Genomic DNA, 16,896 nt, shown 5'->3' with positions numbered 1-16,896 from the left:
ATTTATCGTTAAGCTTATTTACTTACGCTAAAAATAATGGCCCTAATGCAAGATTAGGTATTTGATACTCATCTGGATAATCCACTTGAACTAAATATAATCCTTCAGGTTTAGCGGTTGCTGCCGCTTGAGTCCTGTCTTTTATTTGTAGAAGTTCATTAATCCATATTGGCGGTTTATTGCCTACGCCAACTTCAAGTAAACTACCTACTATATTGCGAACCATATGGTGAACAAATGCATTAGCTTTAATATCAACAATGATATATTCGCCCTGCCTTGTTACTTCAATATGATGAATATTACGCCAAGGTGTTCGTGATTGACATTGTGCCGCTCTAAATGATGAAAAATCATTTTCACCTAATAGATACTGTGCGGCTTGATGCATCAATGCCTCATTCAAAGGCAAATAATAGTGTGAAACACCTTTGGCCAAAATTGCTGGACGATAACGGTTATTATAAATGACATAACGGTAACGCCGAGCTGTTGCACTAAACCGAGCATGAAAGCTATCATCGACCACTTGCGACCAACGCACGGCAATATTTATCGGTAAATGTGCATTGACCCCCATTGTCCAAGCAGTTTCAGATCGTATAGCTTGGGTTTCAAAATGCACAACTTGTCCTGTTGCGTGCACGCCCGCATCGGTTCGACCTGCACAAAATAGGTTTATTGGCTCATTAGCGACAGTCGATAATGCTGATTCTAATCTTGCTTGGATAGAATCAACTGATTGCTGACGTTGCCAACCAAAATAGCCACTACCATCATATTCAATACCTAAAGCGATTTTAGAGGTAGTCATTAATTAGGATCTCAAGCGTCTCTATTAACATTAATGCACCTAAATAGCGAACATTGTCAGCTACTGACCAAAATTGAATTTGTTCATAATGCCCATAACTATGCCGTAAATTAGACAATTTTATTGTCAATTGAGATTCTGATTCGGCACTGACTTCCGTAACGGGTGTTGGTAAGTTACCTTCTTGTACCTCAACACCATATTCACCAAATCGCGCCATATCTAATTCAATAGGTAAACTACTCGATACATTTATTGCCTGTGCAAGCCCATAAAATACTGGCACCACAACCGATTCAATCGAAACCGGTAAATCATAATTATTAAGAACTTTGCGGATTTGATTAATCTGTGATTTTTCACCTAAAGCCACATCATCACGTTCATGTGATATTGGTAATAAATTAAAAGCCAATTGTTTATCAAACAGTTCATTATCAACTGGCATACCATTAAGTAGACGTGCACTTTGTCCTGCTAGTTCATCAACACCTGGCTTACCGTAGAGTGATGCAGGAATAAAACTGGTTGCATGTAAATTGGTTAATAATTCAGTATCTGTTAACGATGCCACACAACGCAATAACTGACATACCGTCGCACTTGCCACTGCAACAATATTATCATTACGATATTCAGTTAACACATTGTTGTTAACTTTAGGTACAATTAATGGAATATGATCTTGAGTAGCAAAATAACCACTGGCATCAATAACAACGCAACCAGAATCGGTCGCTACTTGTGCATATTTTTCACTCGTTTTTGCACCAGCAACAAAAAAGGCAAAATGGCACTGACTCCAGTCCATTTGTGCACTATCAATAACCGTTAAGTTTTTACCCGCAAAGCGCACAATTTCGCCAGCACTATTATCACTTCCAACTAAATAAAGATTTTCAATCTGAAAATTATGTTTTTGCGCACTATCAGTTTGTGCTTCGTCTGTTTGAACACAATGTTCTTGTAACAATTCAACTAGCGCAGAACCTACTTGTCCTGTCGCACCAACAATCGCAATATTCCATGCAGACATATTTAATAACCCAAATAAAAAAGTTTAGTAGTAATTATATCACTATATCTTAAATATAGCGGAAAAAGATACTTCACAATGATATTGGCATTTGTTCTTTTTACCATTATTCATATAAAAGGAGTTGATTAGACTAGGTTTTAAAAAAAACTTAACGTCAGTTTTTAATAATTTTTTTATAACTCTAATAAATTTTTTGGAACATTGATCGACAAAAATAATCTTTCTCAGTTACTAATTGAATAAACATCGTAAAATTAAAACGATTATAAAACGAATTTAGAAACATCTACCATGGCAAAAAAAACATTATCAACCATTGCTAAACAAGCCAATTTATCCATTGCTTCCGTGTCGAGAGTTTTAAAAAAACCACATTTAACCTCACCCATGACACAATCTAAAGTTTATCAAGCCATTGAGGAGCTCAACATTGATATTCATAATAATTTTAAACCACATAATGATCATAATAGCAGTAATAAAATATTAGTGTTGGACAATCAATTTATCACAAGAACATTAATCAACTACGGTTTAGAGCAAACGTTAACTCAAACTGGTTTTGCAATTTTTTACTTTCGCTTTCCCTATCAAACAAAAAAAGACATCCATTATTTAATCAAATACATTAGTCAAAATTCCTTTGCTGGTATTTTAGTTATTAATGATGCGCCTTATTTGCAGGAACTTGAGCATTTTAAGAAAGCTTTACCGCCTATTGTGTTAGTTAATCACTTTTCTTTAAACTTTATATGTGTTCATTTTGATCATTTAGTGATTGGACATCAAATAACCCAATATTTGCTCAATAATTCTCACTCCAAAATTGCAGTGCTATTTAATGATAACAATAAAATCAGTTCAACACTCTTTTTACAAGGCTACAAACAAGCTTTACTAAGAGCAAATATTAACCTTAACAAAGACTATCTTATCGAAGATTGCTTTACCTATGAACATGGCAGAGCGGCGATTAAACAATTAATAAATAGTAACCATCCCCCTACCGCTATTATCTGTTGTGATAATGTTAATCTAAATTATTTAGATGAAAGATTTCAAAACTATCCATCTTTTTCAACAAATTATAGTGTTATCTTAGGCGCATTACATCAAGCAAAAGAGAGTGAAATTCAGCTACCTCAACCGATTACAATAACTTATCTTAGCCACTCAACAGATAGGCAATACAATGAATTAGATAAGCTAAGTCGTGTTAATAAACCCATGTATAAAATGGGTCAAGAAGCCGCAACCTTGCTTTGCCAATATATAAGAAATGAATTAGCTACAACTAAACGCTACCATATTATTGAAACAGAGACATTTTTTTATTAAAAATAGTAAATTATTCTGTGTTAACTTAACTCAATTTAGCCAATTCATTCACTTAAATATGATTAAATATTATGAAGTTGATATTAATCGTTTTGGCGATAATTTATTAAACAGTTGTATTCCTGCTCCAATAAATTGTTCATCTTGATAGATTCTTACCAATGTTTCAACTGCTTTACTAGTATCAAGTTCAATCGTTCGACCCAATAAAATATCATCACCTTGAGCATGTGTCAGTATTACTTTAGGCCAATCTTGTAATGGACTATCTACGGGCATCAAAAGTTGATCTTTATCGTTCATCTCTTCTAATGTTTCTAACGTGACCATATTTTCAATAGGATAGTTGGATACTTGCAAACGTCTTAAATAAATAACGTGTGCACCACAACCAAGTCGTTCACCCAGATCATCAACAATTGTGCGGATATAAGTTCCTTTAGAACAATGTATCTCTAACGTCAATTCGTTTTTTTCAACATCAAATTGAATAAATTCATTTTTATAAACAGTGATAGGTCTAGCTTCGCGATCAATTACAATACCTTGACGAGCATACTCATAAAGTGGCTTACCTTGATATTTTAACGCTGAAAACATCGTTGGCACTTGTAAAATATCACCACGAAAATGTGTTAAAGCTTCATTGATTTGCGATTCAGTTATATCAACTGGTTTGGTACTAACTATTTGACCATCAGCATCAGAAGTATCAGTTCGTTCACCAAGTTTAGCAATGACAAGATAACACTTATCAGAATCTAACAAATATTGAGAAAATTTGGTCGCTTCACCAAAGCAAATTGGTAACATGCCCGTTGCTAATGGATCAAGCGCTCCGGTATGCCCTGCTTTTTTCGCATTAAACAATTTCTTTACTTTTTGCAACGCATCGTTTGACGTCAAGCCTTGTGGTTTATCTAGCAATAAAACGCCGTGAAGATCACGGCGAGTTTTTTTTATATTCATCATCTTTTTATACTGAAACGTATAGTTAACCTGAAACTTTTTTACAAAAAATTAGAAGTTATTTGTAAAATTAATCTTTATGACGCTCGTTATCTTGCTTAATAACATTCGTTACTAAATTAGACATATGCATACCTTTTACCAGAGACTCATCGTAAAAGAATTTAATCTCAGGAATAATACGTAAGCTCATGGCTTTACCAATTAAAGTACGAATGTAGCCTTTCGCATCATTAAGCACTTTTAAACCTTGCTCGATAACTTGCGGGTCTTCATCATTTAAAAAAGTTACAAAAACTTTAGCGTATGAAAGATCACGTGAAATATCTACGCCAGAAACCGTTACCATACCTAAACGAGGATCTTTAATTTCTCGTTGCAAGATGATTGCAATTTCTTTTTGTAATTCATGTCCGACTCGAGATGAACGATTAAATGCTTTTGCCATATCTATTTTCCTTCAAATATAAATAAGCAAGGCTTAAACCTTGCTTATAAAAGACAGCGTAATGACTAAATCGTACGTTTGATTTCGATAGTTTCAAACACTTCAATAGTATCGCCAACGCGAACATCATTATAGTTACGTACACCAATACCACATTCCATACCATTACGAACTTCGTTGACGTCATCTTTAAAGCGACGTAATGATTCAAGTTCGCCTTCATAGATAACCACGTTATCACGTAATACACGGATTGGATTATGACGTTTCACCACACCTTCCGTTACCATACAGCCAGCAATCGCACCAAATTTTGGTGATTTAAAGACATCACGTACTTCGGCAAGACCAATGATCTCTTGTTTGTACTCAGGTGCAAGCATACCGCTCATTGCTTGTTTAACTTCATCAATAAGATCATAAATTACTGAATAGTAGCGTAGATCTAAGTTCTCTGTTTCAACAACTTTACGCGCAGATGCATCAGCACGTACGTTAAAGCCTAAAATAATTGCATTAGATGCTGCCGCAAGAGAAGCGTCAGTTTCAGTAATACCACCTACACCTGAACCGATAATTTTAACTTTAACTTCATCGGTTGATAGTTTAAGTAATGAATCGGAAATTGCTTCAACGGAACCTTGAACATCTGCTTTTAATACGATATTGAGTTCAGATACATCACCTTCGGTCATATTGGTGAACATGTTTTCAAGTTTCGCTTTTTGTTGACGCGCTAATTTCACATCGCGGAACTTACCTTGTCGATAAAGTGCAACTTCACGAGCTTTCTTCTCATCACGTACAACGGTTGCTTCATCACCCGCCGATGGTACACCAGATAGACCAAGAATCTCAACTGGGATAGATGGACCCGCTTCAGTCACTTCTTTACCTAATTCATTGCGCATTGCACGAATTCGACCATACTCAAATCCACAAAGTACAATATCGCCTTTACGTAGAGTACCTGATTGAACCAGTACGGTAGCAACAGAACCACGACCTTTATCAAGGAATGATTCAATAACAACACCACTTGCCATTCCAGTTTCGTAGGCAGTTAATTCAAGTACTTCAGCTTGTAATAAGATCGCTTCAAGTAGTTGGTCGATACCCGTACCTGCTTTAGCTGAAACATGAACAAACTGAGTATCACCGCCCCAATCTTCTGACATAACGCCATATTGAGCCAATTCGCCTTTTACACGCTCAGGATCGGCTTCTGGTTTATCAATTTTATTTACAGCAACAACAATTGGCACATTCGCAGCTTTAGCATGCTGAATAGCTTCAATTGTTTGTGGCATTACACCATCATCAGCAGCAACAACAAGTACCACGATATCGGTCGCTTTCGCACCACGAGCACGCATTGAAGTAAATGCCGCATGGCCTGGAGTATCTAAGAAAGTAATCTCACCATTTGCAGTTTTAACATGATAAGCACCGATATGCTGAGTGATACCACCCGCTTCACCTGATGCTACTTTCGCTTTACGAATATAATCAAGTAACGATGTTTTACCATGGTCAACGTGTCCCATAATGGTCACAACAGGTGCACGTGCAACTTTTTCTGCGCCAGTATCACGATCGCTCATAAGTGATTCTTCAAGCTCGTTTTCACGGCGAAGTACAACTTTATGTCCCATTTCTTCAGCAACAAGCTGTGCTGTTTCTTGATCGATTACTTGGTTGATGGTTGCCATTGCGCCCATTTTCATCATGGTTTTAATGACTTCTGATCCTTTAACAGCCATTTTATTGGCTAATTCAGCAACGGTAATTGTTTCACCAATCACAACATCACGGTTAACCGCTTGTACTGGTTTATTAAAGCTTTGTTGCAATGCGCTTTTACCTTTCTTTTTGTGACCACTTCGGGTAACAGCTCGCGCTTCTTCACGTTCAGCTTTACCTTCAGAAAGTTTGCTACCTTTTTTCTGCTTAGTTTGTTTACCGTTGCGGCCACGTCCACGAGCGCTTTCTACTTCACGATCGGTATCGTCTTCAGCGGCTCTTGCATATTTAGAAGTGGTAACATGATAATCATCATCATCTGAATTGTCAGTCTCATCCGTATCACTGTATTGTTCTGCTAATTTACGTGCTTCTTCAGCCATACGTTTAGCATCTTCTTCAAGTTTACGACGATTTTCTTCTTCTGCTTTTCGTTTAATTTCGTTAGCTTCGGCTTCTAAACGAGCCTTCTCTTCTTGTGCTTTTTTCACTTTAGGATCCACAGGGTGCGCTTGTTCTGTTTTTGCTACTTGCTTAGCTTTTTCTTCTTCAGCCTGAGCTTGTGCTTGAGCCTGAATTTCGGCTTGTTTTTTAGCTTCTTCTTCACGTTTTTTGGCTTCTTCTGCAGCTGCTAATCGCTCTTTTTCTTCCGCTTCTTGGCGGGCTTTCAATTCAGCTTCTTGCTTAATTTTTTCGGCTTCAAGACGAGCTTTCTCTTGTTCTGCTACAAGTTCAGCCGGATCGCGCTTGACAAAAGTTCGTTTTTTACGAACTTCTACTTTAATTTCTTTGCTTTTACCACCAGCACTTGACACATTTAAAGTTGAATGTGTTTTACGTTGCAGCGTTAATTTGGTCGGACCTTGCTGAGGATTTAAATGCGCAAGCAAAGCTTCTTTTTCCTTTTGTGTAACAGTATCAGATGCTGTTTTTTTCATACCTGCATCGGCAAACTGTTGCAAAAGTGTTTGCACTGGAGTATTTATTTCCTGAGCCAGTGTTTCGATTGATACTTTGGTCATGTATAACTTTCCCTCAATTATTCATTTGCAAACCAACAAATATTACGTGCAGCCATAATAAAATCGCCAGCTTGTTTGCTTGTTAAACCTTCAATGTCGGCTAGATCGTCAGTACCTTGTTCAGCTAAATCTTCCAAAGTAGTTACGTCATGTTGTGCTAATTGATAGGCCAATTCTTGTGTCATACCTGCCAAATCTAATAAATCTTGAGCAGGTCTTTTGTCACCACTCGTCGCTAATGCCATTGTGGTTAATGCATCCTTTGCTCGACTTCTTAATGCTTCAACAAGTTCTTCATTAAGTTCTTCAATTTCAAGTAATTCATCAACAGGTACATAAGCAAGCTCTTCCAATGAAGTAAAGCCTTCTTCAACTAATAGTTGTGCAAGATCTTCTTCAATATCTAAATGCTTCATGAAATTACTAATTGAAGCAAAAGATTCTGCATGATGTTTTTCTTGTAAATCTTCGGTACTCATAACATTTAATGTCCAGCCCGTAAGCTGTGATGCTAAACGAATATTTTGCCCATTTCGACCAATTGCCTGTGGCAACGTATCGGCATTAACGGCGACATCCATAGTATGTTTATCTTCATCAACAACGATTGACACCACGTCTGCAGGCGCCATAGCGTTAATTACGTATTGTGCTGGGTTATCATCCCATAAAACAATATCGATTCGCTCACCACCAAATTCATTTGATACCGCTTGAACACGCGCACCACGCATACCAACACAAGCACCGACTGGATCAATACGACGGTCATTGCTGCTAACTGCAATTTTGGCACGCGATCCTGGATCACGAGCAACACCTTTAATATCAATCATCTCTTCACCAATTTCTGGCACTTCGATACGGAATAATTCTTCCATCATCTCAGGGTTAGAACGACTGATACAAAGTTGTGCTGGTTTGTTATCTTGTTCAACAAGGTATAAAATACCACGAACACGGTCACCAATACGAAAGTTTTCACGTGGTAACATGTCATGACGTAACATCATTGCATCGGCATTATTACCTAAATCAAGAATTACACTATCACGGTTAGTTTTCTTGACAATACCCGTTACGATTTCACCAATGCGATTTCTGAACATGTCAATTACCATGGCTCGCTCAGCTTCACGTACTTTTTGTACAATAACTTGTTTCGCTGTTTGGGTAGTAATACGGTCAAATGCTACTGATTCAATCTGTTCTTGAACATAATCACCGAGTTGTACTGATGGATCTTCGTATTGTGCTGCTTCTAATGTTATTTCTTTCGTTGGTTGAGAGACATCGCTCACAACATGCCAACGACGGAATGTGTCATAATCGCCTGTTTTATGGTCGATTTTTACAATAACGTCAATATCCACATTCTGTTTCTTTTTAGTGGCTGTTGCTAATGCTGTTTCTAGCGCTTCAAAAATTTTGTCACGCGTTAGTGCTTTTTCATTTGATACTGCTTCAACAACAGCTAAAATTTCTTTATTCATCCTTTACACCCGTACTCTATTTAAGGTTAAAATTAGGTACTATGTTTGCTTTCTGTATATTACTAAAAGCAAACACTTCATTATTATCTTCCACCGTTAATGTAATCATGTCATTATCAATGGATTTTATCCTACCTTTCCACTTGCGACGATTTGCAACAGGAATGCGTAAACTAATAGTGACTTCTTCACCAATAAAGCGTTGATAATGTTCAAGCGTAAACAGAGGTCTATCCATACCTGGCGATGAAACTTCAAGGTTATAGGCGTCTTTAATAGGGTCTTCAACATCAAGTACTGCGCTAATTTGTCGGCTAACATCAGCACAATCATCAACAGTTATACCATTTTCATTATCAATATAGACTCGAAGTACAGGATAACGACCACGAATGTATTCAACGCCAACTAACTCAAAACCAAGTGCATTTACTGGTTCTTGAATGATATCAGTTAATTGCTGTTCTATATTAGCCAAACAAACCTCCACTGCAGAAAATAAAAAAGGGCATAAAGCCCAACATTCTTTTTAAACTTACGCTTAAAATCACAACACGAAAAAAAACCTCGACATGCGAGGCTACATTTAAAAAACCAATTATAATGAAGCCACTTGAGTTGAACTTTCATGCAATAAAAAGGATTGATTGATTTATGAATGAAAATTTAAGTGGTTGCGGGGGCTGGATTTGAACCAACGACCTTCGGGTTATGAGCCCGACGAGCTACCAAGCTGCTCCACCCCGCGATAGATGACTGAGAATTATACTTCTTTTTGGATAAAATGCAACTTAAAATCACGCTAGTTTTATCAATTATGCTTAAAGTTTTTAAAAATAACACACTAGAACTTTGCTTGTGCATTCAGATAAATTAAGCATAATTGGTTACCTAATATTGGTATAAAAATCCATATTTCAAGTTTATTATACCAATGATAGTTCTTTAAATAAGATTACTTGCTTGTCGCCTGTTTCATCGTTTTAACAAAGCTCGCTAATTCACTCAGCATTTTATCTGTGTTATCCAGATTATGCTCAATAATTTTAACTGTAGCCGAACCAGCAATAGCCCCAGCAGCACCCGATTTAATGGCTTCACTGATTTGGAACGGTTCAGAAATACCAAATCCTTGAATCGCTGGCGGAGCACCATATTCATGCAATTTATCTAGTAAATGGGTTAAAGGTTTATTAGCACGATTTTCAGTACCGGTTACGCCTGCACGCGAGACCAAATAAGTATAGCCTTTACCTTGTTTAGCAATATTCTTTATCACTTCATCATCTGCATTAGGCGGACAAATAAATATTGGGTCAATTCCATGTTTTTCAGCAGAATCGGTAAATTCTGGTGCATATTCCACAGGTAAATCAGCAATTAATACTGAATCAACGCCCGCTTTGGCACATTTAGCATAGAAGTTATCAATACCATTTTTGAACACCAAATTAGCATAAATTAGCAAACCTATTGGGATATCAGCATTTTGCTTTCTTATTTTATTTAAAATTTCAAATGATTTTTCAACACTAATACCACCTTTAAAAGCACGAATATTAGCATTTTGAATGGTTGGACCATCGGCCATTGGATCGGAAAATGGGATACCTAATTCTAAGGCGTCAGCACCAGCATCAACCAAGGTTTGGATAATTTTTAGCGAAAGGTCAGGTGTTGGATCGCCAACCGGTACAAAAGGAACAAATGCACCACGTTTTTCCGTTGCTAAAGTTGCAAACAGTTTTTGATAACGGCTCATTGTATTTCTCCTTTTGCTTTTAAAACATCATAAACAGTAAATATATCTTTATCACCACGACCAGATAAGTTAACAATTAATAGTTGTTCTTTGTCTGGGTTTTCTTTAATCATTTTCATCGCGTAGGCTAATGCATGTGATGATTCAAGTGCGGGGATAATTCCTTCATGACGGGATAACTCTTTAAACGCATCAAGTGCTTCATCATCAGTAATAGAAACGTATTGCGCTCGACCAATGCTATCTAAATAAGCATGTTGTGGACCCACTGCTGGAAAATCAAGTCCTGCCGAAATTGAATAAGACTCTTCAATTTGCCCTTCGTCAGTCTGCATCATTGGGGTTTTCATTCCAAAATAGATGCCTAGTTTACCATGTTTTAATGAAGCGCCATGCTCGCCACTTTCAATACCATGTCCGCCGGGCTCAACACCAATTAATTTAACGGATTTATCATCAATAAAGTTAGCAAACATACCAATTGCATTAGATCCCCCACCAACACAAGCAATGACAGCATCAGGCAAACGACCTTCACGCTCTAAAATTTGCTGTTTAGCTTCACGGCTGATCATTTGTTGAAATTCACGCACAATAGTTGGGAAAGGATGGGGTCCCGCTGCTGTACCAAGCATATAGTGAGCGTGTTCATAACTACCAGACCAATCGCGTAGCGCTTCATTACAGGCATCTTTCAACGTTGCTGAACCTGTTTCAACCGGGATTACTGTTGCGCCCATGAGCCGCATTCTAAAGACATTAGGTGCTTGACGTTGAACATCTTTAGCGCCCATATAAATTCGGCATTTTAAGCCTAATAGAGCACAAGCTAAAGCTGAAGCAACACCATGCTGCCCTGCTCCAGTTTCGGCAATAATTTCAGTTTTACCCATGCGTTTAGCCAGTAAAGCTTGACCTAATACTTGATTGGTCTTGTGTGCCCCACCATGCACTAAATCTTCTCGTTTTAAATAAAGCTTAGTTTTAGTTCCCGCCGTTAGATTTTTACATAATGTCAGCGCGGTTGGTCGACCCGCATAATTAACTAATAGATCATTAAACTCTTTTTGGAAATCTGGATCATGTATCGCTGATAAAAAAGCTTGCTCAAGTTGTTCTAGTACAGGCATTAATATTTGGGGGACATATTGCCCACCAAATTCACCAAAATAAGGATTTAATTTAGACATAACCATTCCTTTTTATAATTAAAAATTAAATTTGTTCAAATACTGCGTTGATTTTCTGTTTATCTTTGATGCCAGGTGCCTGTTCAACCCCTGAATTGAGATCAACCCCGATTACACTGGTTGCAATAGCTAACTTAATATTTTCTGGATTGATGCCTCCAGCTAAAATCACATTACTTAACTCATGATTATCAAGTAATGACCAATCAAAACTTTTACCCGTTCCCCCCGCACCATTGTCAAAGACATAACGTGCAACTAATGGATTATGATGCTCAGGTATTATGTCATCAATACTTAATGCTTTCCAAATTTGGCAGGTTAAAGGTAACTTTTCGCGTAAAGCTTGTATGTAGTTAGCATCTTCTTTACCATGCAATTGCACTGCATAAAGAGATAACTGCTCAGCAATTTGACATACTTCATCAATGTCTTGGTTTTTAAAAACGCCCACCCAATTAAGAGGTGCTGCCGACATTACGCTACGGGCAATATTTGGTTGAATATAACGCGGTGAACTGCTGACAAAAATCAACCCGCCATATACTGCTCCAGCTTGGAAAACATTGACCGCATCTTCGGCACGAGTTAACCCACAGACTTTATTTTCGCCCAACACAACTTTGCGAATAGCTAAATCTAAATTAGGCTCCGACATCAACGCGCTGCCAATTAAAAAGCCTTTAGCATACTGGCGCAGATCCTTTACTTGACTATGGGTATAAATTCCTGACTCGCTAATCACAATACGATCATCTGGGATCGTTTTCGATAAATCTTTAACTCGGTTTAAATCAACGGTTAGATCGCGCAAATTACGATTATTAATACCTATGACTTTCGCCCCTAATTTTATTGCCCGTTCTACTTCGCTTTCAGTACTCGCTTCGGTTAAAACGCCCATATTAAGTCGATGAGCAACCTCACTTAACTGTTGATACTCATCATCTGTCACGACTGATAGCATTAATAAAATGGCATCAGCTTGGTAATAACGAGCCAAATAGATCTGGTATTCATCAATAATAAAATCTTTACAAAGTACCGGTTGTGTCACCTCATTACGTACAATTGTCAAAAATTCAAAGCGACCTTGAAAATATTTTTCATCGGTCAAAACCGAAATAGCCGATGCATAATTTTTATAAATTTTAGCAATATTGGCGGGATCAAAATCCTCACGAATTAATCCTTTAGATGGCGAAGCCTTTTTACACTCTAAAATAAATGCAGTTTTAGCTTGATTTAAAGCTTGATAAAAATCACGATCACTGGGTTTCACCTCCGATTTAAAAATTGCAAGTGGCGTAGCTGCTTGCTGCTGAGATAACCAAATCTGCTTATCATGAATGATCTTTTTTAATACTGTTGCCATTTCAACATTTTTGGTTAATGCTGCAATTACCATATTCTTCTCCATCTATTATCTTGCTGCTAACTTTTGCAATAACTCGTAAGATTTACCGCTATGCATCATATCGATCGCGCGTTTAGCATTCTGTTTAAGGTCAGCTTGACCAAACAAACTCATCAACATCGCCACATTGACAGCAATTGCTGCTTCATGAGCAGGTTTACCATGACCTTGTAAAATCGCAATTAACATATCACGATTCATCTCTGGTGTACCGCCCTCAATATCTTTTAGCGTATAGGTTGGTAAACCAAAATCTTCTGGCGTTAAAGTAAAATAACGAATTTCGCCGTTTTTAACTTCACCCACTTGGGTAGCGCCATGAATCGCTACCTCGTCCATACCCGCCCCATGTACCACATAAGCATGAGTATAGTTAAGCATTTTTAATGTTTCTGCAATAGGTTGGATTAAATCAGGATGATAAACCCCTAATAAAATACGTTTAGGACGAGATGGATTAATCAATGGTCCTAATACATTAAAAATAGTACGGGTTTTTAACTGTTGTCGTACTGGTGCTGCATGACGGAACCCAGAATGATACTGCTGGGCAAACAAGAAGCAAACACCTAGTTCATCTAAAGCTTTACGTGATGCTTCGGCTGGCATATTTAATTTAATGCCTAAAGCAGATAACACATCAGAAGATCCCGATTTGCTCGACACACCACGATTACCATGTTTTGCCACTTTATAACCCAATGCAGCGGCTACAAAGGCACTGGCGGTTGAAATATTAATACTGTTCGTACCATCTCCACCCGTACCGACTATATCGGTAAAATCATAATCAGGTATTTCAAAACTATCTGCATTTTCAAGCAAAGCCTGCGCTGCACCCGCAATTTCATCTGGTTTTTCGCCACGCACTTTCATACTGATGATAGCCGTTGCTAATACCGTTGGCTCAATTTTACCTTGAATGATAAGGTTGAAAAGTATTTTGCTCTCTTCCTGCGTAATTGTTTGGCCTAAATACAATTTATTTAATATTGGTTGAATATTGTATTCTTGCTTATCAACAATTGCTTTTTGCTGATTAGGTTCAGCTATTTTTTGTGGTGGATTAAGTGCCCAAGCTATGGTTTGCTCTAACAGTTTTACACCTTGAATGGTTAAAATCGATTCCGGATGAAACTGAAAACCACAAACTCGATCCTCATCATTGCGCACAGCCATTACAATATTGTTGCAAAGTGCATTAATCGTGAGCGTTTTGGGAATATTCTCACCTTTTAAAGAGTGATAACGCGCAACGGGCAATGGATTAGGCAACCCTGCAAACATCGCTTGCTCATCATGCTCAATAAGTGATGCCTTACCATGTAAAATATCACCCGCTGGCACAATACTGCCACCATAGGATTCAACAATAGCTTGATGCCCAAGGCAAATACCAATGATTGGTAATTTACCTTTTAACCGTTTTAACAGTTCAGGCATAGAGCCCGCTTCGCTTGGAGTGCCAGGACCAGGAGATAACATCAAAATAGGATTTTGCATTTGTGATAATTTTTCAATAATCACATCGGCAGGAATCGTATTACGATAGACAGTCACACAATGCTTGCTATTACGTAATTGATCAACCAAGTTATAAGTAAATGAATCAATATTATCAATAAATAAGATATTAGCCATTAGAATACACCTTCTACATTATGTGCTGCCATAATTGCCCTAACTACTGCGCGAGCTTTATTACGTGACTCGTCTGATTCGGACTGAGGATCCGAATCCAACACCACACCCCCACCCGCTTGCACCGTGGCTATGCCATCTTCAACATAAGCACTGCGAATCACAATACAGGTATCAAGATCACCATTTGCGGTAAAATAACCTACCGCTCCGCCATAACTACCCCGTTTCACTTTTTCGGATTCGGCAATTAATTGCATTGCACGCACTTTTGGTGCGCCAGTTAATGTACCCATATTCATCGTAGCTTTATAAGCATGTAATGCATCTAAATCTTGACGTAACTGCCCCACAACCCGCGAAACTAGATGCATCACAAACGAGTAACGATCGACTTTCAACAACTCTTTGGTATAACGTGTACCCGGCTCACAAATACGGGCTAAATCATTGCGGGCTAAATCAACCAGCATTAGGTGCTCGGCCAACTCTTTCTTATCGGTTCGCATCTCAAGTTCTAAACGACTGTCTAAATCATAGTCAATATCGCCATTCGCGGTCAGACCTCGTGGGCGTGTGCCGGCAATAGGGTAAATTTCAACTTGATTGGTAGCCTTAGTATATTTAAGTGCACTTTCAGGAGAAGCACCAAATAACACAAAATCTTTATCTTGCATATAAAACATATAAGGACTTGGATTATTGGTTTTTAGTACTTGATAAGCTGATAACGGTTTTGGACAAGGCAATGTAAAACGTCTTGATGGTACTGCTTGAAAAATCTCGCCTTGCTGAATGGCATCTTGCATTTTTTTTACGATGGTATTGAAATCATCATCGCTCTTATTGCAACTTACATCAATTTTGGCAAGCGATTGGCTATCAATTGGTTTCATCGGTTTGCTTAACGTTGTTTGTAGTTCATCTAATCTTTGCGTTAATCGTTCAATTTCTTTAGTGTCAGACGTAAATGCGGTTGCTTTTAAAATGGATAGATGATCTTTATGATTTATTTCTAACAGTGTTTCAGCTAAATAAAAACAGAAGTCTTGGCAACGCTGTTCAGAAGATAAAATTGGTAGATTTTCAAATCCCGCGACCAGATCATAACAAAATAATCCGCCAACAAAAACCGCATCTGAACTGGAATTTTCTGGCACATTAACGATTGTTAACAAGGTTCTTAATGCATCAAATACCGACAAAGATTTCAAACGTGAATCCTCATCTTGCAGATGATCAATGTCAGGAAAAACTAACGTTAATGTTTGCGCATTAGCGAACGTTTTAACCACTTTATCGTCAACGGCTTGTTGCAACAAAGGTAATAGTTTTTCACCATTGGTTGTTAACGCTTCAATAGTGACTTTAGTATTGATTGCTGAAATGCGCAAAGCACTATCAACAATCATCACACTTTTAATACCTTGCTTATTATCAATTTCAGCCGATTCAAGCAGCAATGTCGCAGGTCGGCTGTCACACAATTGATAAAACACCTGAGTCGGATCTTGATAATAACCGATGGTTTTGGTTATTTGAGTTAATGTTGGCTTATTCATTGTTGACTCTCTATGTTTAAATTTTTATTCAGACGAATTCTTTTAATATCCTGAAACTAAAAAACCCGCACTAAGCGGGTTTTGCGAAAAAGACCATCCATCATCACATTACCCGCAAAATGAACAACACCACCAACCAAAGTAAGTGAATGGACGAGTAATAAAATGTAAAGATTGTATTTTCATGATGTTATCGGTATAAAATAAATTTTGTACTATTAAACTAGTTCAATGATGCAATGTCAAGTGAATATTTTATGTTCGATGAATAAAACTTAATTTTTATAAAATAAAAAAGCGCGTTGTGAAGTGACCCCATAAAGTTGGACACTTTTATTAAGCGGCTTGTAAGGCCTGATTTCGATATTCAACTGGAGTCAGGCCTTTTAATTTGGCTTTAATCCGTTTGGTGTTGTAGTATTCTATATATTCTTCTATTTTTTCAATCAATTCATCTG

General features: G+C 37.6%; 13 protein-coding genes, 1 tRNA gene and 2 pseudogenes. 1 reads left to right on the top strand and 15 read right to left on the bottom strand.

What is annotated here, in order from left to right; all coding sequences use genetic code 11:
• Positions 1–22: 22 nt before the first annotated feature.
• Complete coding sequence (truA, locus tag H3T96_RS09165) at positions 23–814, bottom strand: tRNA pseudouridine(38-40) synthase TruA (protein ID WP_086308836.1); 792 nt, start codon at positions 812–814, stop codon at positions 23–25.
• Positions 801–1,850, bottom strand: a complete 1,050-nt coding sequence (locus H3T96_RS09160; RefSeq protein ID WP_144092352.1) for an aspartate-semialdehyde dehydrogenase — start codon at positions 1,848–1,850, stop codon at positions 801–803. The genes truA and H3T96_RS09160 overlap by 14 nt, the downstream gene beginning before the upstream one ends.
• A 294-nt stretch (positions 1,851–2,144) precedes the next feature.
• On the opposite strand from H3T96_RS09160, the gene H3T96_RS09155 reads away from it, so the two are divergent.
• Positions 2,145–3,191 carry a LacI family DNA-binding transcriptional regulator gene (locus tag H3T96_RS09155; RefSeq protein WP_144092350.1) on the top strand — a complete coding sequence of 349 codons (1,047 nt, stop codon included), beginning with the start codon at positions 2,145–2,147 and terminating at the stop codon, positions 3,189–3,191.
• Positions 3,192–3,260: 69 nt separating this feature from the next.
• Here the strand turns inward: H3T96_RS09155 and truB are convergent, their stop codons facing one another.
• The 13 genes and pseudogenes from truB to H3T96_RS09095 form a co-directional block, all read right to left on the bottom strand.
• On the bottom strand, positions 3,261–4,163 hold the full coding sequence (gene truB, locus H3T96_RS09150; RefSeq protein WP_144092348.1) for a tRNA pseudouridine(55) synthase TruB: 903 nt from the start codon (positions 4,161–4,163) through the stop codon (positions 3,261–3,263).
• A 67-nt stretch (positions 4,164–4,230) separates the two neighbouring features.
• Positions 4,231–4,608 carry a 30S ribosome-binding factor RbfA gene (gene rbfA, locus H3T96_RS09145; RefSeq protein WP_039127604.1) on the bottom strand — a complete coding sequence of 126 codons (378 nt, stop codon included), beginning with the start codon at positions 4,606–4,608 and terminating at the stop codon, positions 4,231–4,233.
• Positions 4,609–4,673: 65 nt separating this feature from the next.
• Positions 4,674–6,839, bottom strand: a pseudogene (infB, locus tag H3T96_RS09140) (translation initiation factor IF-2); the annotation flags it as partial.
• 122 nt (positions 6,840–6,961) lie between these two features.
• A pseudogene (locus H3T96_RS15070) lies at positions 6,962–7,373 on the bottom strand (translation initiation factor IF-2 associated domain-containing protein); the annotation flags it as partial.
• A 17-nt stretch (positions 7,374–7,390) separates the two neighbouring features.
• On the bottom strand, positions 7,391–8,866 hold the full coding sequence (gene nusA, locus H3T96_RS09135) for a transcription termination factor NusA (protein WP_039127608.1): 1,476 nt from the start codon (positions 8,864–8,866) through the stop codon (positions 7,391–7,393).
• Positions 8,867–8,882: 16 nt separating this feature from the next.
• Complete coding sequence (gene rimP / locus H3T96_RS09130; protein ID WP_039127611.1) at positions 8,883–9,344, bottom strand: ribosome maturation factor RimP; 462 nt, start codon at positions 9,342–9,344, stop codon at positions 8,883–8,885.
• 193 nt (positions 9,345–9,537) lie between these two features.
• Positions 9,538–9,614 (bottom strand) — tRNA-Met (locus H3T96_RS09125).
• Between the two features lie 207 nt (positions 9,615–9,821).
• Positions 9,822–10,628, bottom strand: a complete 807-nt coding sequence (gene trpA, locus H3T96_RS09120) for a tryptophan synthase subunit alpha (protein ID WP_144092344.1) — start codon at positions 10,626–10,628, stop codon at positions 9,822–9,824.
• Complete coding sequence (gene trpB, locus H3T96_RS09115; protein WP_039127618.1) at positions 10,625–11,818, bottom strand: tryptophan synthase subunit beta; 1,194 nt, start codon at positions 11,816–11,818, stop codon at positions 10,625–10,627. Before trpB ends, trpA begins: the two co-directional genes overlap by 4 nt.
• A 25-nt stretch (positions 11,819–11,843) precedes the next feature.
• On the bottom strand, positions 11,844–13,226 hold the full coding sequence (gene trpCF, locus H3T96_RS09110; RefSeq protein ID WP_222102810.1) for a bifunctional indole-3-glycerol-phosphate synthase TrpC/phosphoribosylanthranilate isomerase TrpF: 1,383 nt from the start codon (positions 13,224–13,226) through the stop codon (positions 11,844–11,846).
• 15 nt (positions 13,227–13,241) lie between these two features.
• Positions 13,242–14,876, bottom strand: coding sequence for a bifunctional anthranilate synthase glutamate amidotransferase component TrpG/anthranilate phosphoribosyltransferase TrpD (gene trpD / locus H3T96_RS09105; protein ID WP_144092342.1), 1,635 nt, complete (start codon positions 14,874–14,876; stop codon positions 13,242–13,244).
• On the bottom strand, positions 14,876–16,438 hold the full coding sequence (locus H3T96_RS09100; RefSeq protein WP_144092341.1) for an anthranilate synthase component 1: 1,563 nt from the start codon (positions 16,436–16,438) through the stop codon (positions 14,876–14,878). The genes trpD and H3T96_RS09100 overlap by 1 nt, the downstream gene beginning before the upstream one ends.
• Positions 16,439–16,774: 336 nt before the next feature.
• On the bottom strand, positions 16,775–16,896 hold a 122-nt coding region (locus tag H3T96_RS09095; RefSeq protein ID WP_144092339.1), incomplete at its 5' end, for an IS3 family transposase.

Origin of the sequence: Gilliamella sp. W8136, assembly GCF_016101285.1 — a bacterium.
Taxonomy (GTDB): domain Bacteria; phylum Pseudomonadota; class Gammaproteobacteria; order Enterobacterales; family Orbaceae; genus Gilliamella; species Gilliamella apicola_N.
Note: the sequence above shows the minus strand (reverse complement) of the source record. Positions and strands in the feature narration are given on the sequence as shown.

Coding starts and splice junctions, on each gene's coding strand:
- truB (WP_144092348.1), bottom strand. CDS start 4,163: ATGATGAATATAAAAAAAACTCGCCGTGATCTTCACGGCGTTTTATTG.
- truA (WP_086308836.1), bottom strand. CDS start 814: ATGACTACCTCTAAAATCGCTTTAGGTATTGAATATGATGGTAGTGGC.
- trpD (WP_144092342.1), bottom strand. CDS start 14,876: ATGGCTAATATCTTATTTATTGATAATATTGATTCATTTACTTATAAC.
- trpB (WP_039127618.1), bottom strand. CDS start 11,818: ATGTCTAAATTAAATCCTTATTTTGGTGAATTTGGTGGGCAATATGTC.
- H3T96_RS09160 (WP_144092352.1), bottom strand. CDS start 1,850: ATGTCTGCATGGAATATTGCGATTGTTGGTGCGACAGGACAAGTAGGT.
- rbfA (WP_039127604.1), bottom strand. CDS start 4,608: ATGGCAAAAGCATTTAATCGTTCATCTCGAGTCGGACATGAATTACAA.
- nusA (WP_039127608.1), bottom strand. CDS start 8,866: ATGAATAAAGAAATTTTAGCTGTTGTTGAAGCAGTATCAAATGAAAAA.
- H3T96_RS09155 (WP_144092350.1), top strand. CDS start 2,145: ATGGCAAAAAAAACATTATCAACCATTGCTAAACAAGCCAATTTATCC.
- trpA (WP_144092344.1), bottom strand. CDS start 10,628: ATGAGCCGTTATCAAAAACTGTTTGCAACTTTAGCAACGGAAAAACGT.
- trpCF (WP_222102810.1), bottom strand. CDS start 13,226: ATGGTAATTGCAGCATTAACCAAAAATGTTGAAATGGCAACAGTATTA.
- H3T96_RS09100 (WP_144092341.1), bottom strand. CDS start 16,438: ATGAATAAGCCAACATTAACTCAAATAACCAAAACCATCGGTTATTAT.